14 protein-coding genes and 2 pseudogenes are annotated in these 19,219 nt (G+C 71.7%); 12 read left to right on the forward strand and 4 right to left on the reverse strand.

Annotated features, from left to right (window positions below):
• The first annotated feature begins 161 nt into the window (after positions 1-161).
• Entirely contained in the window at positions 162-722 is a 561-nt protein-coding gene (locus tag AS97_RS35870) for a GNAT family N-acetyltransferase (protein WP_210566365.1), read from the forward strand.
• A 72-nt stretch (positions 723-794) separates the two neighbouring features.
• On the opposite strand, the gene AS97_RS35875 is transcribed toward AS97_RS35870, so the two are convergent.
• On the reverse strand, positions 795-1,661 hold the full coding sequence (locus AS97_RS35875; RefSeq protein ID WP_210566366.1) for a helix-turn-helix transcriptional regulator: 867 nt from the start codon (positions 1,659-1,661) through the stop codon (positions 795-797).
• 114 nt (positions 1,662-1,775) lie between these two features.
• On the opposite strand from AS97_RS35875, the gene AS97_RS35880 reads away from it, so the two are divergent.
• The 3 genes and pseudogenes from AS97_RS35880 to AS97_RS35890 form a co-directional block, all read left to right on the forward strand.
• On the forward strand, positions 1,776-2,474 hold the full coding sequence (locus AS97_RS35880; RefSeq protein ID WP_210566367.1) for an SDR family NAD(P)-dependent oxidoreductase: 699 nt from the start codon (positions 1,776-1,778) through the stop codon (positions 2,472-2,474).
• A 158-nt stretch (positions 2,475-2,632) separates the two neighbouring features.
• On the forward strand, positions 2,633-4,543 hold the full coding sequence (locus AS97_RS35885) for an amidohydrolase (protein WP_210566368.1): 1,911 nt from the start codon (positions 2,633-2,635) through the stop codon (positions 4,541-4,543).
• Between the two features lie 38 nt (positions 4,544-4,581).
• Positions 4,582-5,054 (forward strand): annotated as a pseudogene (locus AS97_RS35890) (LysR substrate-binding domain-containing protein); the annotation flags it as partial.
• A 41-nt stretch (positions 5,055-5,095) separates the two neighbouring features.
• Here AS97_RS35890 and AS97_RS35895 read toward each other — a convergent pair.
• Positions 5,096-6,088, reverse strand: a complete 993-nt coding sequence (locus AS97_RS35895; RefSeq protein WP_247204598.1) for a LacI family DNA-binding transcriptional regulator — start codon at positions 6,086-6,088, stop codon at positions 5,096-5,098.
• Positions 6,089-6,207: 119 nt separating this feature from the next.
• Between AS97_RS35895 and AS97_RS35900 the strand changes: the two genes are divergently transcribed.
• From AS97_RS35900 to AS97_RS35910, 3 genes are read left to right on the forward strand one after another with little or no spacing between them, the layout of a single operon-like run.
• Positions 6,208-7,098, forward strand: coding sequence for a helix-turn-helix transcriptional regulator (locus AS97_RS35900; RefSeq protein WP_210566370.1), 891 nt, complete (start codon positions 6,208-6,210; stop codon positions 7,096-7,098).
• Complete coding sequence (locus AS97_RS35905) at positions 7,095-7,994, forward strand: aldo/keto reductase (protein WP_210566371.1); 900 nt, start codon at positions 7,095-7,097, stop codon at positions 7,992-7,994. Before AS97_RS35900 ends, AS97_RS35905 begins: the two co-directional genes overlap by 4 nt.
• Before the next feature lie 59 nt (positions 7,995-8,053).
• Positions 8,054-8,830, forward strand: coding sequence for an alpha/beta hydrolase (locus tag AS97_RS35910; RefSeq protein WP_210566372.1), 777 nt, complete (start codon positions 8,054-8,056; stop codon positions 8,828-8,830).
• 85 nt (positions 8,831-8,915) lie between these two features.
• Here AS97_RS35910 and AS97_RS47850 read toward each other — a convergent pair whose 3' ends face one another.
• Both AS97_RS47850 and AS97_RS35925 read right to left on the reverse strand, forming a co-directional pair.
• The gene (locus AS97_RS47850) at positions 8,916-11,480 is read right to left on the reverse strand and encodes an ATP-binding protein (protein WP_349017643.1); all 2,565 of its coding nucleotides are present in this window, start codon (positions 11,478-11,480) and stop codon (positions 8,916-8,918) included.
• Positions 11,481-11,516: 36 nt separating this feature from the next.
• Entirely contained in the window at positions 11,517-12,191 is a 675-nt protein-coding gene (locus AS97_RS35925) for an HAD family hydrolase (protein WP_210566373.1), read from the reverse strand.
• Between the two features lie 205 nt (positions 12,192-12,396).
• Here AS97_RS35925 and AS97_RS35930 point away from each other — a divergent pair, with 205 nt between their 5' ends.
• From AS97_RS35930 to AS97_RS47855, 5 genes and pseudogenes are all read left to right on the forward strand, one after another.
• Positions 12,397-13,794, forward strand: coding sequence for an FAD-dependent oxidoreductase (locus AS97_RS35930; protein ID WP_086707664.1), 1,398 nt, complete (start codon positions 12,397-12,399; stop codon positions 13,792-13,794).
• 556 nt (positions 13,795-14,350) lie between these two features.
• Entirely contained in the window at positions 14,351-16,399 is a 2,049-nt protein-coding gene (gene tkt / locus AS97_RS35935; protein WP_059144272.1) for a transketolase, read from the forward strand.
• Between the two features lie 45 nt (positions 16,400-16,444).
• Positions 16,445-17,461 (forward strand): phosphogluconate dehydrogenase (NAD(+)-dependent, decarboxylating), encoded by a 1,017-nt coding sequence (gene gnd, locus AS97_RS35940; RefSeq protein WP_210567355.1) that lies wholly within the window; start codon positions 16,445-16,447, stop codon positions 17,459-17,461.
• A complete protein-coding gene (zwf, locus tag AS97_RS35945; RefSeq protein WP_059144274.1) occupies positions 17,458-18,912 on the forward strand; it encodes a glucose-6-phosphate dehydrogenase in 1,455 nt (484 codons plus the stop codon). The genes gnd and zwf overlap by 4 nt, the downstream gene beginning before the upstream one ends.
• 10 nt (positions 18,913-18,922) lie before the next feature.
• Positions 18,923-19,069: pseudogene (locus AS97_RS47855) on the forward strand (DNA-3-methyladenine glycosylase I); the annotation flags it as partial.
• Between the last annotated feature and the right edge of the window lie 150 nt (positions 19,070-19,219).

The raw sequence follows: 19,219 nt of genomic DNA on the forward strand, positions 1-19,219 counted from the left end.
TGGCCGACCGGCGATACCGCCTGAGCTGCTGAAGCAGCGGGGCTGGACCGGCTGGACCAAGCTCGAGCGCGTGGACGCGCCACCCGACCGCGGTCGGGCAGCAAGCGGCCCGCCACGGATATCCGGTGGCGGGACCGGCCGCCGGTGATGAGGATCGCGGCATGCATGTCTTCCTGGAGACCGAACGGCTCGTGCTGCGCCCGTTCACCGAGGCCGACGCCGACCACCTCTTCGCGCTGGACAGCGACCCCGACGTCATGCGCTTCCTCAATGGCGGCAAGCCGACGAGCCGCGAGACGGTCCAGGCCCAGATCCTGCCACGCCTTCTCCACGACCACCCGTGCTTCGGCACTCGCGGCTACTGGGCCGCCGAGGAGAAGGCCACCGGAACCTTCCTGGGCTGGTTCGAGTTCCGCCCCCTGGACGACCACAGCCCCGCCGTGGTGGAACTCGGCTACCGGCTGAACAAGGCCGCCTGGGGCAAGGGTTACGCCCCGGAAGGAGCGCGGGCCCTGATCCACAAGGGCTTCACGGACCTCGGGGTGGAACGGGTCACCGCGGACACCATGGCGGTGAACACCCGCTCGCGGCGGGTGATGGAGAAGGCGGGCCTGTCGTTCCTCCGGAACTTCACCGGGGACTGGCCGGAGGCGATCGAAGGCTCCGAGCACGGCGAAGTCGAGTACGAACTCATGCGGGCCGCCTGGGAGCAACGCCGATAGCCGTCAGCTCCGCCGCGCAGATGCGGTCGGTCGGCCGCGCACATGCGGTCGGCCGATCGCGCGCAGGCCGGATCAGCCGCGGGTGGTGGCCGGTGGGCCGGCGATGGTGGTGAGCCGGAGCTTGGTCTCGTCCTCGCTGCCGGGCATGGCCGTCATGATGACGATCTTGAGTTCGGAGTCGCCGTCGGTGAGGGTGTCGCAGTCCACCGTGACCGGGCCCACCGACGGGTGGTCGATCGTCTTGTGGTCCTCGCGGTGCGCGGCCACCTCTCCGGTCGCCCACAGCTCGGCGAACCTCCGGTTGCCCGCGTTCAGCTCGCGGATCAGCGCGGCCAAGCGGCCGTCCTGGGGAAAGCGGCCGGTGGCGCGGCGCAGGTCGGAGACGACGGCGGCGTCGGTGGCGGCGCGGTCCGCCTCGGTCACCGGCCACCGTGCGAGGTGGGCGGGACCGGCGTCCACCGGGAATCTGTCGCGCGCGAAGTTGCGCAGCCGCGGCGGCGAGGCGGAAGGGTCGCCCAGAAGGGCGGCCCACCCGTGGTTCCACCACACCAGTCGCCAGTCCGCCGCGAACACGGCAACCGCCACGTCCCCGAGCCGGGCGAGCACCCGCTGCACACCGGGCGGAAGATGGTCCGAGACCGCGCCGTCCTCCGGCGGGGCGAGCTGGGCCAGCCGGTACAGATGATCCCGCTCGGCGGTGGACAACTGCAGGGCGCGCGCCAAGGACGCCACCACCGACACCGAGGGTGTCGTGGCCCGCCCCTGCTCCAGGCGCACGATGTAGTCGACCGACACCCCGGCCAGATTGGCCAGCTCCTCGCGCCGCAGCCCGGCCGCCCGGCGCCCGCGGGCCACCGGCAGTCCGGCGGCCGACGGAGGCAGCCGGTCCCGCCAGGTGCGGATCATCGCGCCCAGTCCGGTTCCGGGGGTCGTCGGCATGCTCGCCATCCTCCTTCATCCCCGGTCGTGCGGGTCGGCGCGAGGGTGGTACTGGTCTTCCTACCGTCGAAGTCTCCCTGGTCCGCCTCCTCGGTCGGGACCAGTATCGAACGCATGACGATCACCTTCATCACCGGAGCCAACAAGGGTCTCGGCCGTGAGACCGCCCGCCGCCTGATCGAGTGCGGCCACACCGTGCTCGTCGGAGCCCGCGACCGGGAGCGGGGCGAGGAGGCCGCCGCCGCCCTCGGCGCACGCCACGTCCCCATCGACGTGACCGACGACGCGTCCGTGGCCGCCGCGGCCGCGAACGTCGCCGCACACGAGGGAAGGATCGACGTCCTGATCAACAACGCCGGTGTCCACGGCCCCGCCGGCGACCCCGGCGACCTCACCGCCGCCGACGCCCGCGCCGTCCTCGACGTGAATGTCATCGGCGTCATCCGCACCACCACCGCGTTCCTGCCGCTGCTGCGCCGCTCGGACGACCCTGTGATCGTCAACGTCAGCAGCGGCATGGGCTCGCTCGCCCTCACCCACGACCCCGCCCGGGCCGAGTCGCGCGTCGTCGTGCCGCTGTACACCGCTTCCAAGGCGGCGCTGACGATGTTGACCACCCAGTACGCCAAGGGGCTCGAGGGCATCCGCGTCAACGCCGCCGACCCCGGATACACCGCGACCGATCTCAACGGGCACAGCGGCCACCAAACCGTCACCGAGGGCACGGACGCGATCGTCGCCCTCGCCACCGAGGAGCCCGGCGCCGGCACCGGACGCTTCGTCTCCCGCGATGGCGAGATGTCCTGGTCCTGAACCAGCCGTAACCGTGTGCCCGACCGGGCGGACAACGACGGAATCCGTTGCTGATGCCCCCATCCACGGGCCATATCCGCAGCGCCGGGCGGCTGGTGCTTATGCGCTTAATCACGAAGGCTGACGCGTCATCACCTCATCACACTCAGGGAGTGAGCATGGGCTTTGACCTGGCGCGCCGTCGTCTTCTGTCGGCCGTGGGCGCAGCGGGTGTCGCGGGTGCCCTCGGCCTGGGCGCCTCCGACGCGTTCGCGGCCTCCGGACGCCCCTCGTCCGGATCCCGCGGCTCGTCGGGATCCCGCGGCTCGTCGGGATCCCGCCGTTCGGCCGCGACGATCATCCACGGTGGGCGGGTGCTGACCGGACTGCCGTATGTGCCGCAGCAGGAGGCCATCGCCGTGGGGAGGGACGGGAAGATCCTCGCGGTCGGCCCGGCGTCCCTGGTGCGCCGGCTGGCCGGGAGGGACACCGACTTCGTCGACGCCCGCGGTGGCACCGTCATGGCGGGGATCATCGATGCGCATGCGCACTGCCTGGAGGCCGGGTCGCGCACCCTCAACCCGTCCCTGGGCAATGAGACGTTCACCGTCGCCGCACTCCAGGCGAAGCTCACCGAGTTCCTGAACGCGAGCAAGGACCAGGAGCCGGACGGATGGCTGGTGGTGGAGGACTGGAACCCGGTCGGCCTGCCCGCCGGGACCGAGACCCACCACCGCGTCCTGGACGCGCTGCCGACCCGCCGGCCGATAGCACTCAGGGGTTCGGACGCCCACAACACCTGGGTCAACCAGCGCGCCCTGGAGCTGGCGAAGATCACGTCGAGCACCCCGGACCCGGCCGGGGGCCGCATCGTCCACGACTCGGCCGGAGCGCCGTCCGGGTTGCTGAAGGACACCGCGCAGGACATCGTCGAGGGGGTGATTCCGCCGCCCGACCGGGACGAGCTGCTCGCCGCCGAGGCGAAGGCGCTCCGCCAGGCGGCGTCCAGCGGCATCACCACGTACCTGGACGCGGCCACCCAGACCGGAGGACTGGGCACCTACGCCGACCTGGCCGACTCGGACCGGCTGCTCCAGCGGGTCATCCCGGCGCTGCGCCTGGACCTCGACCTCATCCGCGACCCGAAGGCCGCGCTGGCCTACGTCGACGAGCAGCGCGCCCAGTACGCGGAGGTGCCGGGCCTGTGCTTCGGGACCGCGAAGGTCTTCCTCGACGGAGTGATCGAGCACCCCGCACAGTCCGCCGCGCTGCTGGAGCCGTACCTCGACGGCCACGGCAAGCCCACCGACAACCGCGGCGACCTGTACGTCACCTCCACCGAGTACGGTCGCCTGGCGGCCGTACTGGACCGGGCCGGCTGGCAGTTGCACGCGCACGCCATCGGTGACCGCGCGGTGCGCACCGCGCTGGACGGCTACGAGGCGGCGATACGGGCCAACGGCCGCCGTGGCAACCGGCACACCATCGCCCATCTGCAACTGGTGCACCCGGACGACTACCGGCGCTTCGCGCCGCTGGGCGTGGTCGCCTGCATGCAGTTGCAGTGGGCGATGCGCGATGTGTGGACGGTGGACGCCCTCCTGCCCTACATCGGCCCGGACCGCCACCGGCTGATGTATCCGGCGCGCAGCCTGGAACGGCACGGCGCGGCGCTGGCCGGGGGATCGGACTGGCCGGTGGACCCGCTCGACTCCTTCAACCAGATCCGCACCGCCATCGACCGCGACGGCGACGACGGGGCGCTGTACCCGGAGAGGGAGGGCATCAGCCGCGCCACCAGCCTGCGCATGCACACGGCGGGCTCGGCCCATCAGCTCCGTGTCGACCGCGAGACCGGTGTGCTCACCCCGGGCCGGGCCGCCGATGTGATCGTGCTCGACCGGGATGTGACCCGGGTGCCGGTCAAGGACATCACCGGTACGAAGGTGCGTCTGACACTGGCGGGCGGCAGGCGCATCTGGGACGCGGATCAGCCGGGTGCCCCGGCCTCCGCCACCTCGTTCGCGGCCCGGCCCGCCTCCCTCGCCTCCGTGCACGGCCGCCATGCCGCCTGCGGCTGCCAGGGCTGACCGCCTGTCCACCTGGCATACCGCCCTGCCTCGCCGGGGCCCGTCTGGAAAGGGAACTCGGCGCCAGACTCTTCGAGCGCACCAGCCGCCGGGTGCGGCTGACACCGGCCGGTGAGGCGTTCCTCCCGGCCGCCCGTCAGTGTCTGGACGCCACCGAGCGCGCGGCCGCCGAGGTGAGGCCGGGGAATCGGAGGTCGACCTGCGCAGGCTCTCCTCCGAGGTGTTCGTGGACCTTCCGGCCGGAACGGCCGGACGCGCCCCGTCCGACCTGGCCTTCGACGCCGCCGGGCTCGGCCGTGATGTCGCCTTCGAAGTGACCGGCGCGCACTTCCTCGCCCGGCTCGTCGGGCCGGGCCTCGGCGTGGCCATGCACCCCTCCGCCTATGTGCCCCATCTCGCCGGTGTCGTCACCATCGAGGTCGCCGATGCCCCGGCGCGCGTCGAGTACGTCATCTGGAGCCGTTTCAGCCGCACACCGGCGGCCACCGCCTTCCTCGCCGCCCTCGACATCACGGCGACATGCCCGACCTTCGGGGCCCGGGACCTCCGTCCTCACGTGTGCCGGCGGGACCGGCGCGTCGAGGAGGTCCGAACCTCCAGACGGGTCTCGATCACCACGGGCGACGGCGTGTGCGGCGGGTTCTCCACCAGGCTCACCAGTGCGTCGACGGCCGCCGCACCGGCCTGCTCCGGGGCCAGCGACACCGTCGACACGGGCGGGGTGGTGTACCCGTACGCCGGATCCTCGCTGCTGCACACCACCATCAGGTCGTCCGGCACCGAAAGACCGCACCGCGCGGCCGCCTCCAGGACCTGACGGCCGCAGGGGTCATACAGGCCGAACACCGCGTCCGGCCTGCCGTCCCCGGTCAACAGGGCATCCAGCCGCGGCCCCTCGGAGCCGTCCTCGGCGAACGGGACGACACACGGCCGCACACCGGTGCTCGAGCACCACCGCCGGTAGGCCGTCACGCTCGCGCGGGTGTAGTACTCCTGCGTGGGCCCGGCGATCAGCGCGATCCGCTCCGCGCCCTGCCCGGCCAGATGCTCCAGGACGCGGCGGGTCATGGCCTCGTGGTCGGTGTCGACCCAGGTCTCCCGCGCCCGCAGCTCGCCGGGACGGCCGTCGAACACCAACGGCAGACCGCGAGCGCGCAGCAGCCGCACCACGGGGTCGCTGGGCGGACTGTCCACCAGCACCACCCCGGCGGCCGGGAGGGTGCGCCACATGTGCTCGGCGGGCCCCGAGGGCATCGCCATCAGCGCGTAGCCACGCCGATGGGCGGCGATGGTGGCCGCGCTGATGGCCTGGGCGAAGTACGGCACGCTCGCGAAGTCCCACGCACTCTCACCATGAGCGGTCACCGCGAGCCCCAGGGTGCGCGCGCCGCCGCCCGCCGGACCGTAGCCGAGCGCACCGGCCACCGCCTTCACCCGGGCCCGCGTCGGCTCCGAGACCCGGCCCGTGCCGTTGAGCACGTTGGACACCGTCGCCGTCGACACCTCCGCCGCCCGTGCCACGTCCGCGATCGTCACCTTGGACACGCCCGGCAGAATACGCTCCCGCGCCACCCTCGACTGACCTCGGCGCAGGGAGCCGCTGACCTGCGGGTGGGTGCATCGCACCCACCCGTGGCTCCCTTGTCCTGATTAGCCTGGTCGGCGTGGAAAGCGAGAACAAACTCGGTGAGTATCTGCGGGCCCGCCGCGCGATGACCGCACCGCCCGAGGTCGGATTCCCCGACGACCCTTCCCGCCGGGTTCCCGGTCTGCGGCGGGATGAGGTGGCGCTGCTCGCGGGTGTGAGCACGGACTACTACATCCGGCTCGAGCAGGGCCGTGAGCGGCACCCGTCCGAGCAGGTGCTCCAGGCAATCGCCCGGGCGCTGAGGCTCGACGACGCCGCGGCCGCGCATCTGTTCCGGCTCGGCCTGCCCGTCCTCGGACCGTCCGGGTCCTCGGCGGCGACCGTCAGTCCCGAACTGCGGCGGCTGATGGACGGCATGCACGACGTGCCCGCCTTCGTCGTCGGCGCGGCCCAGGACGTCCTCGCCGCGAACGCGATGGCGCGGGAGCTGTACCGCGGCTTCGCCCGGTACGACAACCTGCTCCGGATGATCTTCCTTGATCCCTTCGCCCAGGAGTTCTACGGTGACTGGGAGAAGGCGGCGCAGACCGCGGTGAACAACCTGCGGGCGTCGTCGTCGCGGTTCCCGGGCGATGAGCGCATCGAACGCGTCGTCGGCGAGCTGAGCGTGCGCAGTCCCGCGTTCGCCACTTTGTGGGCCCGCTACGAGGTCCGCCCACGCACCCACGAGGACAAGCACTTCCGGCATCCGCGGGTCGGTGAACTCCATCTGCACTTCGAAGCGCTGGCCGTCACCAGCGCCCCGGGACAGCACCTGTCCGTCTACAGCGCGGAACCCGGCAGCACCAGCGGCGATGGCCTGATCCTGCTGCGCCGGTCGGCCGAGCAGAGCGCCGCTTCCGCCGAGCAGAGCACCGCTTCCGCCGAACGGAGCACCACCACAGAGGAAGGAAAACTCCACTCGTGACCGCATCCCTCGCCCACGCCACCGGCAGTTTCGAGGTCGCCGGGAAGAAGGTCGCCCGTCTGGGCTTCGGCGCCATGCGACTCACCGGGCTCGGCGTATGGGGCGAACCCGACGACCGCGAGGAGTGCCTCCGCGTGGTCCGCCGCGCCGTCGAACTCGGCGTCCAGCTGATCGACACCGCCGACTCCTACGGGCCGCACGTCAGCGAGGAGATCATCCGGGAGGCCATCCACCCCTATCCGGACGACGTCCTCATCGCGACCAAGGCCGGTCTCACCCGCAACGGCCCCGACGTGATCGAGACCGATCAGGGACCGGTGCGCCTGGGCCCCGCGGCATGGCCGCCGGTCGGGCGCCCGGAATACCTGCGCCAGCAGGCCGAGATGAGCCTGCGGCGCCTCGGGCTGGACCACATCGACCTGTTCCAGTTGCATCGCGTCGACCCGAAGGTCCCGCTGGAGGACCAGGTGGGTGAATTGAGGGCGCTCCAGGACGAAGGAAAGATCGTCGCGATCGGCCTGTCCCAGGTGACCGTCGACCAGATCGAGCAGGCCCGGCGGATCGCCGACATCGCCACCGTCCAGAACCGCTACAACCTCACCGACCGCGGCTCCGCCGACGTGCTCGACCACTGCACCCGTCACGGCATCGGTTTCATCCCCTGGGCCCCGGTGGGCGCCGGCCGACTCACCCGGCCCGGCGGACCGGTCGACCGCATCGCCTCCGCACACGGCGTCGCCCCCTCCCAGGTCGCACTCGCCTGGCTGCTGGCCCGCTCCGAGGCCATGCTGCCCATCCCCGGCACCTCCAAGGTGGCCCATCTGGAGGACAACGTGGCCACGGCACAACTGCGCCTGAGCGGCGAAGAGATCGACGAGCTCACCGGCGCCGCATGACGGCCACGCCCGCGAAGCCGGCCTTCCCTTGCGCACCTTCACCGACGAAAGGCCGATCCATGCTGCTGCCCTTTGACGAGGCGGGCCACGGGCGCGCCGTCGTCCTGCTCCACGCCCGGCCCACGGATCGGACCATGTGGCGGGCACACCTTCCGCTGCTCGCCGAGGCCGGCGTCCGGGCGATCGCCCTGGACCTGCCCGGCCACGGTGCGGCGCTCGTGCCCGACGAGCGCGTGGTGGCACCCTGGGCGGACGTCCTCGACACGCTCGACCACCTCGGGGTCGACCGCTTCGTACTGGCCGGGAACTCGCTCGGGGCGCTGGTGGCGCTCCAGGTGGCCGTCACGGCACCCGGCCGAGTGGCGGGCCTGGTCCTGGTGGGCTACCGCCCCCATGACCAACCCCCTTCCCCTCGCCTGCGGTGGGCCTGGGACAGCGAGAGAACGGCACTGGACGCCGGCGACATCGACGCCGCCGTACGGGCGGGGGTCGACGCCTGGACGGCGGCGGACGCACCCCGCGAAGCGCGGGCCCACGCGGCCCGCATGCTGCGCGACCAGTTGCGGTCCCAGCTCACCCATGGTGAACCGGCGCGGGCGGCGGACCCGCTGGACGAGGACCCGGCCGCGTTGCGCACCCTCCGTATCCCGGCCGTGGTGGGCGTCGGCGAGCACGACATGCCCGACTTCTTCCACGGGGGCGAGAGTCTGGCGCGTGACCTGGGCGCGGGTGAAGTGGTGGTCATCCCGGGCGCGGGACATCTCGCACCGCTGGAACAACCCGCGGCCTTCTGCGAACTGCTCGTCAACGTCATGAAGGGTGAGCGGCCGCGATGAAGGGGCGGGCGGCCGCGAAGCTCCATGGCACGGCGGATGGCGGCCGTACGGCCCTGCTCGGGACCGCGCTCGGTGTCCCCGCGGCTCACACCTGGGTTTCGGAGGTGGGCGCCGGCCGGTGGCGGCCGGTCAGCCAGTCCCGGCGCAGGAGCGGCAGGGTGTTCTCCACGTCCCGGACGTCGGTGGCCGGCAGCCGCACCTCGAAGCGTGCCCCGGGCCGTCCGTCGGGCCGGTCCAGCACGGCGATCCGGCCCCGGTGCAGGTCGATCTGCTGGGCGACCAGGGTCAGACCGAGGCCGGAGCCGGGGCTGTCCGGGCCCCGCAGAAACCGCTGGAAGACCTCCTCGCGGCGCTCGGGCGGGATGCCGGGGCCGTGGTCGTCCACGGTGAGCACCGCGGCCGGTTCACGCGGGTCGCGGGACGGGCGGAGGGTGACCTCGATGCGGGCGGTACCGTCGGCGGCGCGGCCGTGGGTCCAGGCGTTGGTCAGCAGGTTGTCCACCGCCGAGCGCAGCCCTTCCTCCCAGCCGTGCACCAGCAGCCCGGTGGTGGTGCGCACGGACACCTCGGCGCCCGCGTGGGTGCGCCGCAGGTCGGAGACCGACGCGTCCACCAGCTCCGCCAGCTCCAGCGACCCGAACGCGTCCGCCTCGACCAGGTCGCCCTGCGCGAGGGCCCTGAGCATCACGAGCAACCCGAGCAGCCGGGCGTGTTCGCGCCCCAGGTCCTCGAGCACCTCCGCCCGGTCGCCGGGATCCAGGCCGGGGTGGTCGGTGAGGATGTCGATGTTGGTGCGCATACTCATCAGCGGGGTGCGCAGCTCGTGGGACGCGGTCGCGGCGAACGCGCGGGCGGTGGCCAGCGCCTCCCCGGTGCGTTCGACCTGCCCGTCGTAGCGGGCGAGCACCGTCTGCAGCGTGTACGCCAGGTCGTCGACCTCGGCGATACGGGTCGGGGTGTGCTCGAGGCGCGCGGCGCTGGCCCTGGGGTCCAGGCCGCTGGTACGCCGCTGCAGCCGCCGCAGCGGCAGGACCGCCCGGGTGGCGATGACCCAGGTGGTGGCCCCGGCCAGGGGCGCGGCGACCAGCGCCCCGAGCACGACCCGCCGGCGCACCAGCGCCAGCTCCTCCTCGGCGGTGTCCGGCGAGAACAGCCACAGATTCGGCGGTGAGCTGCCCTTCTTCGCGGCACCGACACGCAGCGACAGGGCCAGCCAGTCCGTGTCGCCGGAGGTCACGGTGACCGGCTTCGGCGCACTGCGGGGCAGCGAGGGGAACGGATCGGGCTGCGGGCCGGCCGTGATCGTGCCCCCGGGGGCCCCGGGGGCGGTCAGCCGGACGCCCACGTCCCGCGCGGAGTTGACCAGCCGCCGCTGCCGGGCCTGCTCCATGACCGGGCGGTCGCTCCCGGCCACCTCCAGGTACGCCTTGGCGTTCTTGGCGAGGACCGTCGCGCGGGCGCGCAACTGGGAGTCCTGGCGCGCACGCAGGTCATCGGTGACCAGATGCAGCAGCAGCCAGCCGGAGGCCAGCACCAGCAGGGGCACGCTCACGCCGACCGCGAGGGCGATACGGGTGGACAGCTTCACGGCGCCTCCCCGGCAGGCAGGCGCTCGCCGTCCGCGCGGGGCCACGGCCGTATGGCCGCGTCGTCGTCGGGCGTGCGCACTCGCCCGTCCCTGCCTGCCATGCTCACCCCTGTCTCGCGGCGTCCGAACGAGTCCGTCCGAGGAGACCGATGAAATCATCGTCATGACGCGTGTCTCCACACCGAGCGGACCGCCCGGACCGCCGGGAGCGGCGTAGGCGGAGCGCCCGCCCGCGCGACCACCACGCCGCGCCCCTCGCCCGGGCGCGGCCGTCCCCGCGCGATGGACGGAGTAGCGGGGCGGCACCGGCGACTGCCGCTGGAGCAGGGCGATGGCGCCGAGGGCGGTGGCGGCGTGGCCGAGCCGGCCGGACGCACCCTCAGTGGCGGCCACGGCCATTTCGGCGGGCAGCCCGGCGCCGAGCAGCCCACTCCGGTACTGCTCGACGGGGAGGTCGTGGCAGACGACCCCCTGGTCCGAGGCGGTGGACAGCGCGGCGGCCAGCTCCGCGAGGGTGAAGGCGGTGTCCCCGCCCAGTTCGTACACGGAGCCGGCGTGGCCTTCGGAGGTCAGGACGGTGGCCGCGGCCTCCGCGTAGTCGCGTCGCGATGCGGCGCTGACCCGGCCGGTACCGGCACTGCCGGCCACGGCTCCGGTCTGCAGATAGAGCGGGACCCGGGACGTGTAGTTGTCCAGGTACCAGCCGTTGCGCAGCACGACCCAGGGCACGCCGCTGTCGCGCAGATACCGCTCGGTCTTCGAGTGGGCGTCGGCGAGGATCATGTTCGCGGAGTGCGCGTTGAGCGTGCTGGTGGAGGCGATCCGTTGGGCACCGGCCCGCTTGGCCGCGTCGATGGCACGGGTGTGGTTGTCGAACCGCTCGACGACGGTGGTCGTCGACACGAGCAGGACCTTCCGCGCACCCTTGAACGCCTCGTGGAGACCGGCGGAGTCGGCGAAGTCGGCCTGCCGCACCTGGACGCCCGGCTCGGCCAGATCGGCCAGCCGGTCGGTGTCCCGCCCGGTGGCGATGGCGGCGGGCTGAGCCGGGGGCAGGGGCAGGGGCGGGGGTCGGTGGTCGGCCCGCTCGTTCCCGGCTCAGATGTGCGGGAACGGTTCGGTCAGCGAGGCGAGCACGTGGTCGGCCTCGGCGGCCCGCAGCTCCTCGGCGGTGTAGTGGCCGCTGGCGACCCCGACCGCGGTCGCGTTCGCCGCGCGCGCGGCCTCGATGTCACGCGGGGTGTCCCCGACCACGTAGACGTCGGACCGGGCCAGCTCGTGTCCGTGCAGCCGGGCGGCCTTGGCCATCGCCAGGCGGGTGATCTCCGCCCGGTCCGGGGAGTCCGAGCCGTAGGCGCCGAAGACGAAATAGCGGCCCAGTTGGCCCGGTTCCATCTTGATCCTGGCCGCGCCCTCCATCGCGCCGGAGATCAGCCCGAGGATGATCCCCGCGTCCGTGATCCGCCGCAAGGTGTCCTCGACACCGTCCAGGACGCGATACCCCTCCGACGCCCGGATGTCCTCCGACAGATGCCACAGATACGCGGCGTAGAGGCGGGCCATCTCATCGTGACTGGGCTCGCGGCCGAGCACGGCCCGGAAGGTCTTCCGGCCGACCTGCGGATCCGTTTCCCCGGCCGACGTGTGGTCCCCGATATCGGCGGCCACACCGTGCAACCGGTCGAACGCCCAGGCCCAACTCCGTTTTCCCGAGCCTCCGGTGTGCACCAGCGTTTCGTCGATGTCGAAGAGCGCTGCTATCGGTCCGGCCATGGCATTCTCCTCCGGCTCAGCCTGCCTCCAGGGTGCGTGACGGCGCCGGAGGCGGCCAGTTGCGGGGCCGAAGTATTGGTGGTGCCGTGGAAATGACGGAGGCAGCGCCCCCGGAGCGCCCCCGATCCGATTCCGGATCGACCCCGACCCGACCCCGACCCGATCCCGAAGCGATTCCATCTCTCTGCCGAGAAGGGGAGCGACCATGGGCACCACGAACCGAAGCCTTCAAGCCGACCTGCTCGTGATCGGTTTTGGCAAGGGCGGCAAGACGGTGGCCGCGACGCTGGGCAAGCTCGGCCGGCGCGTGGTGATGGTCGAGCGATCGGCGAAGATGTACGGCGGCACCTGCCCGAACGTCGGCTGTGTGCCGACCAAGGCACTGGTCCACCACTCCCGCAAGCGCCGCCCGGAGGACGCCCCACAGGAGTGGTACGAGCGCTCCATCGCCGAGGTGCAGGCGCTGACCAAGGCGTTCCGCGGCGAGAACTACGACGCGCTGGACGGCATGGACACCGTCACGGTGCTCACCGGAGCCGCGGCGTTCACCGATCCGCACACCGTACGGGTCGAGTGCGCCGACGGACCCGTGACGATCACCGCCGAGACGATCCTGATCAACACCGGATCGGAGCCGATCGTTCTCGACATCCCCGGCCTGCGGTCCAGCCAGTACACCGTGACCAGCACCGACCTGATCGACACGACCATCCTCCCGGGACGGCTGGCGATCATCGGCGGAGGCTACCTCGGGATGGAATTCGCCTCCATCTACCGGCGGTTCGGATCCCAGGTCACCGTGCTCGAGGCGGCCCCGAAGGTCTTCGGCCTGGTGGACGAGGACGTTGCCGCCGTCGCCGAGAGCATCCTGGTGGACGAGGGCATCGAGATCGTGACCGGGGCGAACACCACGGAAGTCCGGGACGGCGAAAGCTCGGCGACCGTCGTCTACGAAAAGGACGGCCGACAGCACACTCTGGAGGCCGACGCGGTCCTGGCCGCCACCGGCCGCGCACCGGTCATCGGCGATCTGGCGCTGGAGGCCGCCGGTGTGCGCACCACCGAGCGCGGGGCGGTCGAGGTCGATGAACACCTGCGCACCAGCCGGCCGCATATCTTCGCCCTCGGAGACGTCAACGGCGGGCCGGAGTTCACCTATGTCTCCCTCGACGACAGCCGTATCGTCCTCGACCAGCTCCTCGGCGAAGGCAAGCGCTCCACCGACGACCGGGTCGCCATCCCGCACACCGTCTTCATCACCCCGCCACTGGCCACCGTAGGGCTCACCGAGAAACAGGCCCGGGCCGCGGGGCACCAGGTGAGGATCGCGAGCCAGCCGGTCGCCGAGATCGTCGCCATGCCGCGTGCGTACATCGTCGAGGACACCCGCGGGATGATGAAGTTCGTGCTCGATGCCGAGACCGACGAGATCCTCGGCGCCGCCCTGCTCAGCGTGGACGCGCAGGAAATCATCAACACCGTCGCGCTCGCCATGCGGCACGGCATCAGGGCGGCCGAGCTCCGCAACGCCGTCTACACCCACCCCACCTCCACCGAAGCCTTCAACGACGTCCTCGCGACCATCGTCCGATCCGACACCTGACCGGGCTGCCGGCGTCTATCGGCGGGCCGCGGGGCGAGTTCGGCACAGGGCTCGCGACCGGCCGCCACATCGAGGCACCGAGACGTGACCTCGGCGCGGCGGACGCAGAGGGAGGAACCGTGAGGGACCCGAGCGGAATCACCACAGGCGCATACGGAGCCGCGGCGGCGATCGGAACGTTCTGGACCGCGGCCCGCATCGACGCCGTCCAGCGCCTCCAAGCCGTGCTCCTGGGGCCCGCACGAGCGGCCTCGGAGCAGTGCCTGCCCGTTCGTGGCTCACCGGACACGTCCGCGGACACGTCCGCGGACACACCGGAGCCCCGGCGGCCGAAGTTGAGAGTGGGTACGGGCGAGCCTAGGCTGGTGGAAGTGGGCGAACGAGATGGCCCACACTCGGCCGAACGCCCCACCATCGTGTCTGGCACGGCGGTCCCTCCCCAACCGGACCCGCCCCATCGCACGGCCGCAGCTCGGCTCCGGCCCCTGTCGGCCAGCCCCGTGGACGCAGTGCGCAGGCGCGGACATCCATCGAGCGCACGGAGGGCGGCGTAGCCATGACCGACCTGGACACGCTGTCGGTGAACACGATCCGCGGACTGTGCATGGACGCGGTGCAGAAGGCGAATTCGGGGCACCCCGGAACGCCGATGGGGATGGCGCCCGTCGCGTACACCCTGTGGCAGCGGTTTCTGCGCTTCGACCCCGCCGATCCGATCTGGCCGAACCGCGACCGCTTCGTGCTCTCCGAGGGCCACGCCTCCGCCCTCCTCTGGTCGCTCCTGTACCTGACCGGTGTCCGCACGGTCGACCCCGAGTACGAGGTGCTGGGCCGTCCGGCGGTGACCCTCGACGACCTCAAGTCCTTCCGGCAGCTCGACTCGCGCTGCCCAGGACACCCCGAGTACCGATGGACGAGCGGCGTCGAGACGACCACCGGCCCGCTCGGCCAGGGAGTCGCCACCTCCGTGGGCATGGCGATCGCCGGCCGGTGGCTGGGGGCGAGGTTCAACCGCCCGGACTTCCCGCTCTTCGACTTCGATGTGTACGCGCTCGCCGGGGACGGCTGCATGATGGAGGGCGTCGCCTCCGAGGCGGCCTCGCTGGCCGGACACCTGCGGCTGTCCAACCTGTGCTGGATCTACGACTCCAACCGGGTCACCATCGAGGGCCACACCGACATCACCTTCACCGAGGACGTCGCCGCCCGCTTCCTGGCCTACGGCTGGAACGTGACCACCATCGCCGACGCCAACGACCTCGACCGGATCAGCCGCGCCTTCCACACCTTCCGGGCCGAGACCGCGCGCCCGACCCTGATCCTCGTCCACAGCCACATCGGCTACGGCTCCCCGGTCGAGGACTCACCGAAGGCACACGGAGCGCCGTTCGGGCCGGAGGGGGTCAAAGCCACCAAGCGCGCCCTCGGCCTGCCACCCGACGCCGACTTCCACCTACCCGACGGTGTGTCCGACTGGTTCGCACGGGGTATCGGCGCCCGGGGTGCCGAGTTGCGCACCGGCTGGGAGAAGATGTTCGACGCCTACCGGGGTGCGTACCCCGATTCCGCGGACGAGTTGGAGCGCATCCAGCGCCGTGAGCTCCCGGACGGCTGGGAGAGCGCGCTGCCCACCTTCCCGGCCGATCCCAAGGGCCTGGCCAGCCGCGACTCGTCGGGCCAGGTGCTGAACGCCGTGGCCAAGGCGGTGCCCTGGGTCCTCGGCGGCTCCGCCGACCTCACCCCGTCGACCAAGACCCGGCTGACCTTCGGGGGAACGGGCGACTTCCAGCCCGGGGCCCGGTCCGGACGCAATCTGCACTTCGGCGTCCGGGAGCACGCGTCCGCCGCCGTCGCCAACGGAATGGCGCTGACGAAGCTCCGTCCGTACTGGTCCGGGTTCCTGATCTTCTCCGACTACGCCAAGGCGGCCATCCGCCTCTCCGCGCTGATGGAGATCCCCACCGTGCACATCTTCACCCACGACTCCATCGGGGTCGGCGAGGACGGCCCCACCCACCAGCCCGTCGAGCAGCTCGCGGGACTGCGCGCAACGCCCGGCCTGCTGGTCTTCCGTCCCGCCGACGCGAACGAGGTCGTCGAAACCTGGCGGGTGGTCGCCGCCCTCCGCCGGGAGCCGGCCGCGCTGGTCCTCTCCCGCCAGCCCCTGCCCACCCTGGACCGCGATCGGCTCGCGGCGGCCAGTGGGCTCGCCTGGGGTGCCTATGTGCTGGCGGACGCGCCTTCGGGCGAGCCCGAGGTGATCCTGCTCGCCACCGGCTCCGAGGTGGCGCTCGCCCTGGCCGCGCACGAGGAACTCACCGCCGAGGGCATCGCCTCCCGGGTGGTGAGCATGCCGTGCTGGGAGCTGTTCGACCGTCAGCCGCAGGAGTACCGCCACCAGGTGCTGCCACCCGCGGTGACACGAAGGGTCGCGGTGGAAGAGGGCTCCACCTTCGGCTGGGACCGGTACGTCGGTGACGGCGGGGTCATCGTCGGAATGCACACCTTCGGCGCCTCCGCACCCCTCAGACAACTGCTCACGAAGTTCGGATTCACCCCCGAGCGCGTCGCGCACGTGGCGCGCGAGCTGGTGGCTTCGGGCTGAGCGGGCCATGACGTGACAGGAGAGCACATGGCTACCGACACCCCCATGCAGCTCGGCATGATCGGGCTCGGCCGGATGGGCGCGAACCTCGTACGCCGGCTGACGCGCGACGGCCACCACTGTGTGGTCTATGACGTCAACGAGAGCGCGGTGAGGGAACTGGAGGGCGAGGGCGCCGTCGCCGCCCACTCGCTCGGCGACCTGGTGACGAAGCTGGAGCGGCCACGGGCCGTCTGGCTGATGCTGCCCGCCGCCGTCGTACAGTCCACCCTCGATCAGCTCACCGACCTCCTCGACCCGGACGACGCGGTCATCGACGGTGGCAACTCCTACTACCGCGACGACATCACCCGCGCGACACAGCTCACTCCGCACCGGCTGCACTATCTGGACTGCGGAACATCGGGCGGGGTCTGGGGACTTGAACGCGGCTACTGCCTCATGATCGGCGGCGAGCGGGAGCCCGTCACCCGGCTCGACCCCATCTTCCGCACCATCGCGCCCGGCACCGGCACGGCCGAGCCCACACCGAGCAGACACGCCAACGGGTCGGCGCCGGAAGGCTATCTGCACTGCGGTCCCAGCGGGGCAGGCCACTTCGTGAAGATGGTCCACAACGGGGTCGAGTACGGAATGATGGCCGCGATCGCCGAGGGGCTCAGCATCATCGAGCACGCGGACGCCGGGCTCCGCAAGCGCTCCGTGGACGCGGAGACCACCCCGCTGCGCGAGCCGGAGGCGTACCAGTACGAGATCGACGTCGGCGAGGTCGCCGAAGTGTGGCGCCGCGGCTCGGTCGTGGGCTCCTGGCTCGTCGACCTCACCGCGGACGCACTGGCCCGGTCACCGAAGCTGGACGACTTCACCGGGCGCGTCTCGGACTCCGGTGAAGGGCGATGGACGGTACGGGCCGCGGTCGACGAGGGCGTACCCGCCGCGGTGATCACCACGGCGCTCACCGACCGGTTCGCGTCCCGGGGCCTCGGCGAGTTCGCCGACCGGGTGCTGTCCGCCATGCGCAGTGAGTTCGGTGGGCACGCCGAGCAGCGGAGTGGGCGATGAGCGGGCCGGACGACCATGTGATCGTGCTCTTCGGCGCCACGGGGGACCTCGCCAAGCGCAAACTCCTGCCCGGGCTGTTCCACCTCGCCACGGCGGGCCTCCTCCCCGACGGCTACCGCATCGTGGGCTCGACACCGGCTCGCTCGGCCATGAGCGACGACGCGTTCCGCGCCCTCGCGCACGACGCCGTGGCCACCTTCGGGCGGTCCAAGCCCACCGGGCCGGTGTGGAAGACCTTCGAGGAGTCGCTGTCCTTCGGCGCGGCCGACCCCCAGGACCCGGGCCCGCTGCTCGCGGCCGTACGGGCGGCCGAGGAGTCCCTCGGCGGGGCGTCACGCAGACTGTTCCACCTGGCCATCCCGCCCTCGGCGTTCGCGTCCATCATCGGCCTGCTCGGCGACACGGACCTGGCAAAGAACGCGAAGGTGATCGTGGAGAAGCCCTTCGGCACCGATCTCGCGTCGGCACAAGCGCTCAACGAGACCATCCACACCGTGTTCGACGAATCCCAGGTCTTCCGCATCGATCACTTCCTCGGCAAGGAGTCGGTGGACAACATCCTCGCCCTCCGCTTCGCCAACGGGATGTTCGAACCCATCTGGAACCGCGACCACATCAGCTATGTGCAGGTCGACGTGCCTGAGACGCTCGGACTCGAAGGCCGTGCCCACTTCTACGAAGGCACCGGGGCCTTCCGCGACATGATCGTCACGCATCTGATCCAGGTGCTCGGCATCGTGGCGATGGACCCACCGGTCTCGCTCGCCGCCCGGCCGTTGCGCGACGAGAAGGACAAGGTCTTCGAGGCGTTGCGCCCCATCGAACCCGCACATGTCGTGCGCGGCCAGTACGAGGGCTACCGCGACGAACCGGGGGTCGCCCCCGATTCGTCGACCGAGACGTTCACCGCGCTGCGGATGGAGGTGGACAACTGGCGGTGGGTCGGAGTCCCGTTCTACCTGCGCTCCGGCAAGAGCCTCGCACAGCGCCGCCAGGTGATCACCCTCGGACTGCGCGAGCCGCCCCTGCGGATGTTCGCCACCGAACTCACCGATCAGCGGCAGGACTGCGGCAACAAGATCGTGATCGACTTCGGGGACCCCGGGTGGATCGCCGCCGCCTTCCTCGCCAAGGAACCCGGCCCCGCCATGCGGCTCGAACCGGCGACGATGACCTTCGGCTACGCCGGCTCCTTCTGCGAGGAAAACGGGCTCGAAGGCTACGAACGCCTGATTCTGGACGCCATGCTGGGCGACCAGTCGCTGTTCACCCGGTCCGACGGCATCGAACACATCTGGCGGGCGTCCACGCCCCTCCTGGAGAACCCACCGCCGGTCCAGCCGTACGCCCCCGGCTCATGGGGCCCCGAACCGGCCATCAGCGAGCTGATCGCTCCCCACCCGTGGCATCTGCCGGAAGCCGTCCAGATGTTCCCCGGAACCGGTACCTGACCGACCGCCGCTGCGCGTGGGCGCTGAGCTTCGACGCGAAGCGGCCCACCACGACACGGAGTGGGGCCGTCCCGCGCACGACGACCGGCACTTGTTCGAAATGCTGCTCCTGGAAGGGGCCCAGGCGGGGCTGTCCTGGTCGACCGTGCTGACCAAGATCCAGGAAGCCTTCGGCTCTTTCGACACCTGTCTATGGGACTGGGTGAAGGGCGCCCCCAGCGTGAACCACCCGGCGCCCGGCGATCCGCTGCCCCGGTCGCGGGTGCCGCTGTGGAAGTGAGGCCCTCGTGGGCGTGCCGCCCGCGCA

The sequence above is a fragment of the Streptomyces sp. AgN23 genome, from assembly GCF_001598115.1.
GTDB classification, from domain to species: Bacteria; Actinomycetota; Actinomycetes; order Streptomycetales; family Streptomycetaceae; genus Streptomyces; species Streptomyces antimycoticus.

Excerpts from the sequence above, each read along its gene's own strand:
- gnd (WP_210567355.1), top strand. The coding sequence starts at position 16,445 with ATGCAGCTCGGCATGATCGGGCTCGGCCGGATGGGCGCGAACCTCGTA.
- AS97_RS35870 (WP_210566365.1), top strand. The coding sequence starts at position 162 with ATGCATGTCTTCCTGGAGACCGAACGGCTCGTGCTGCGCCCGTTCACC.
- AS97_RS35925 (WP_210566373.1), bottom strand. The coding sequence starts at position 12,191 with ATGGCCGGACCGATAGCAGCGCTCTTCGACATCGACGAAACGCTGGTG.
- AS97_RS35930 (WP_086707664.1), top strand. The coding sequence starts at position 12,397 with ATGGGCACCACGAACCGAAGCCTTCAAGCCGACCTGCTCGTGATCGGT.
- AS97_RS35875 (WP_210566366.1), bottom strand. The coding sequence starts at position 1,661 with ATGCCGACGACCCCCGGAACCGGACTGGGCGCGATGATCCGCACCTGG.
- AS97_RS35885 (WP_210566368.1), top strand. The coding sequence starts at position 2,633 with ATGGGCTTTGACCTGGCGCGCCGTCGTCTTCTGTCGGCCGTGGGCGCA.
- zwf (WP_059144274.1), top strand. The coding sequence starts at position 17,458 with ATGAGCGGGCCGGACGACCATGTGATCGTGCTCTTCGGCGCCACGGGG.
- AS97_RS35910 (WP_210566372.1), top strand. The coding sequence starts at position 8,054 with ATGCTGCTGCCCTTTGACGAGGCGGGCCACGGGCGCGCCGTCGTCCTG.
- AS97_RS35880 (WP_210566367.1), top strand. The coding sequence starts at position 1,776 with ATGACGATCACCTTCATCACCGGAGCCAACAAGGGTCTCGGCCGTGAG.
- tkt (WP_059144272.1), top strand. The coding sequence starts at position 14,351 with ATGACCGACCTGGACACGCTGTCGGTGAACACGATCCGCGGACTGTGC.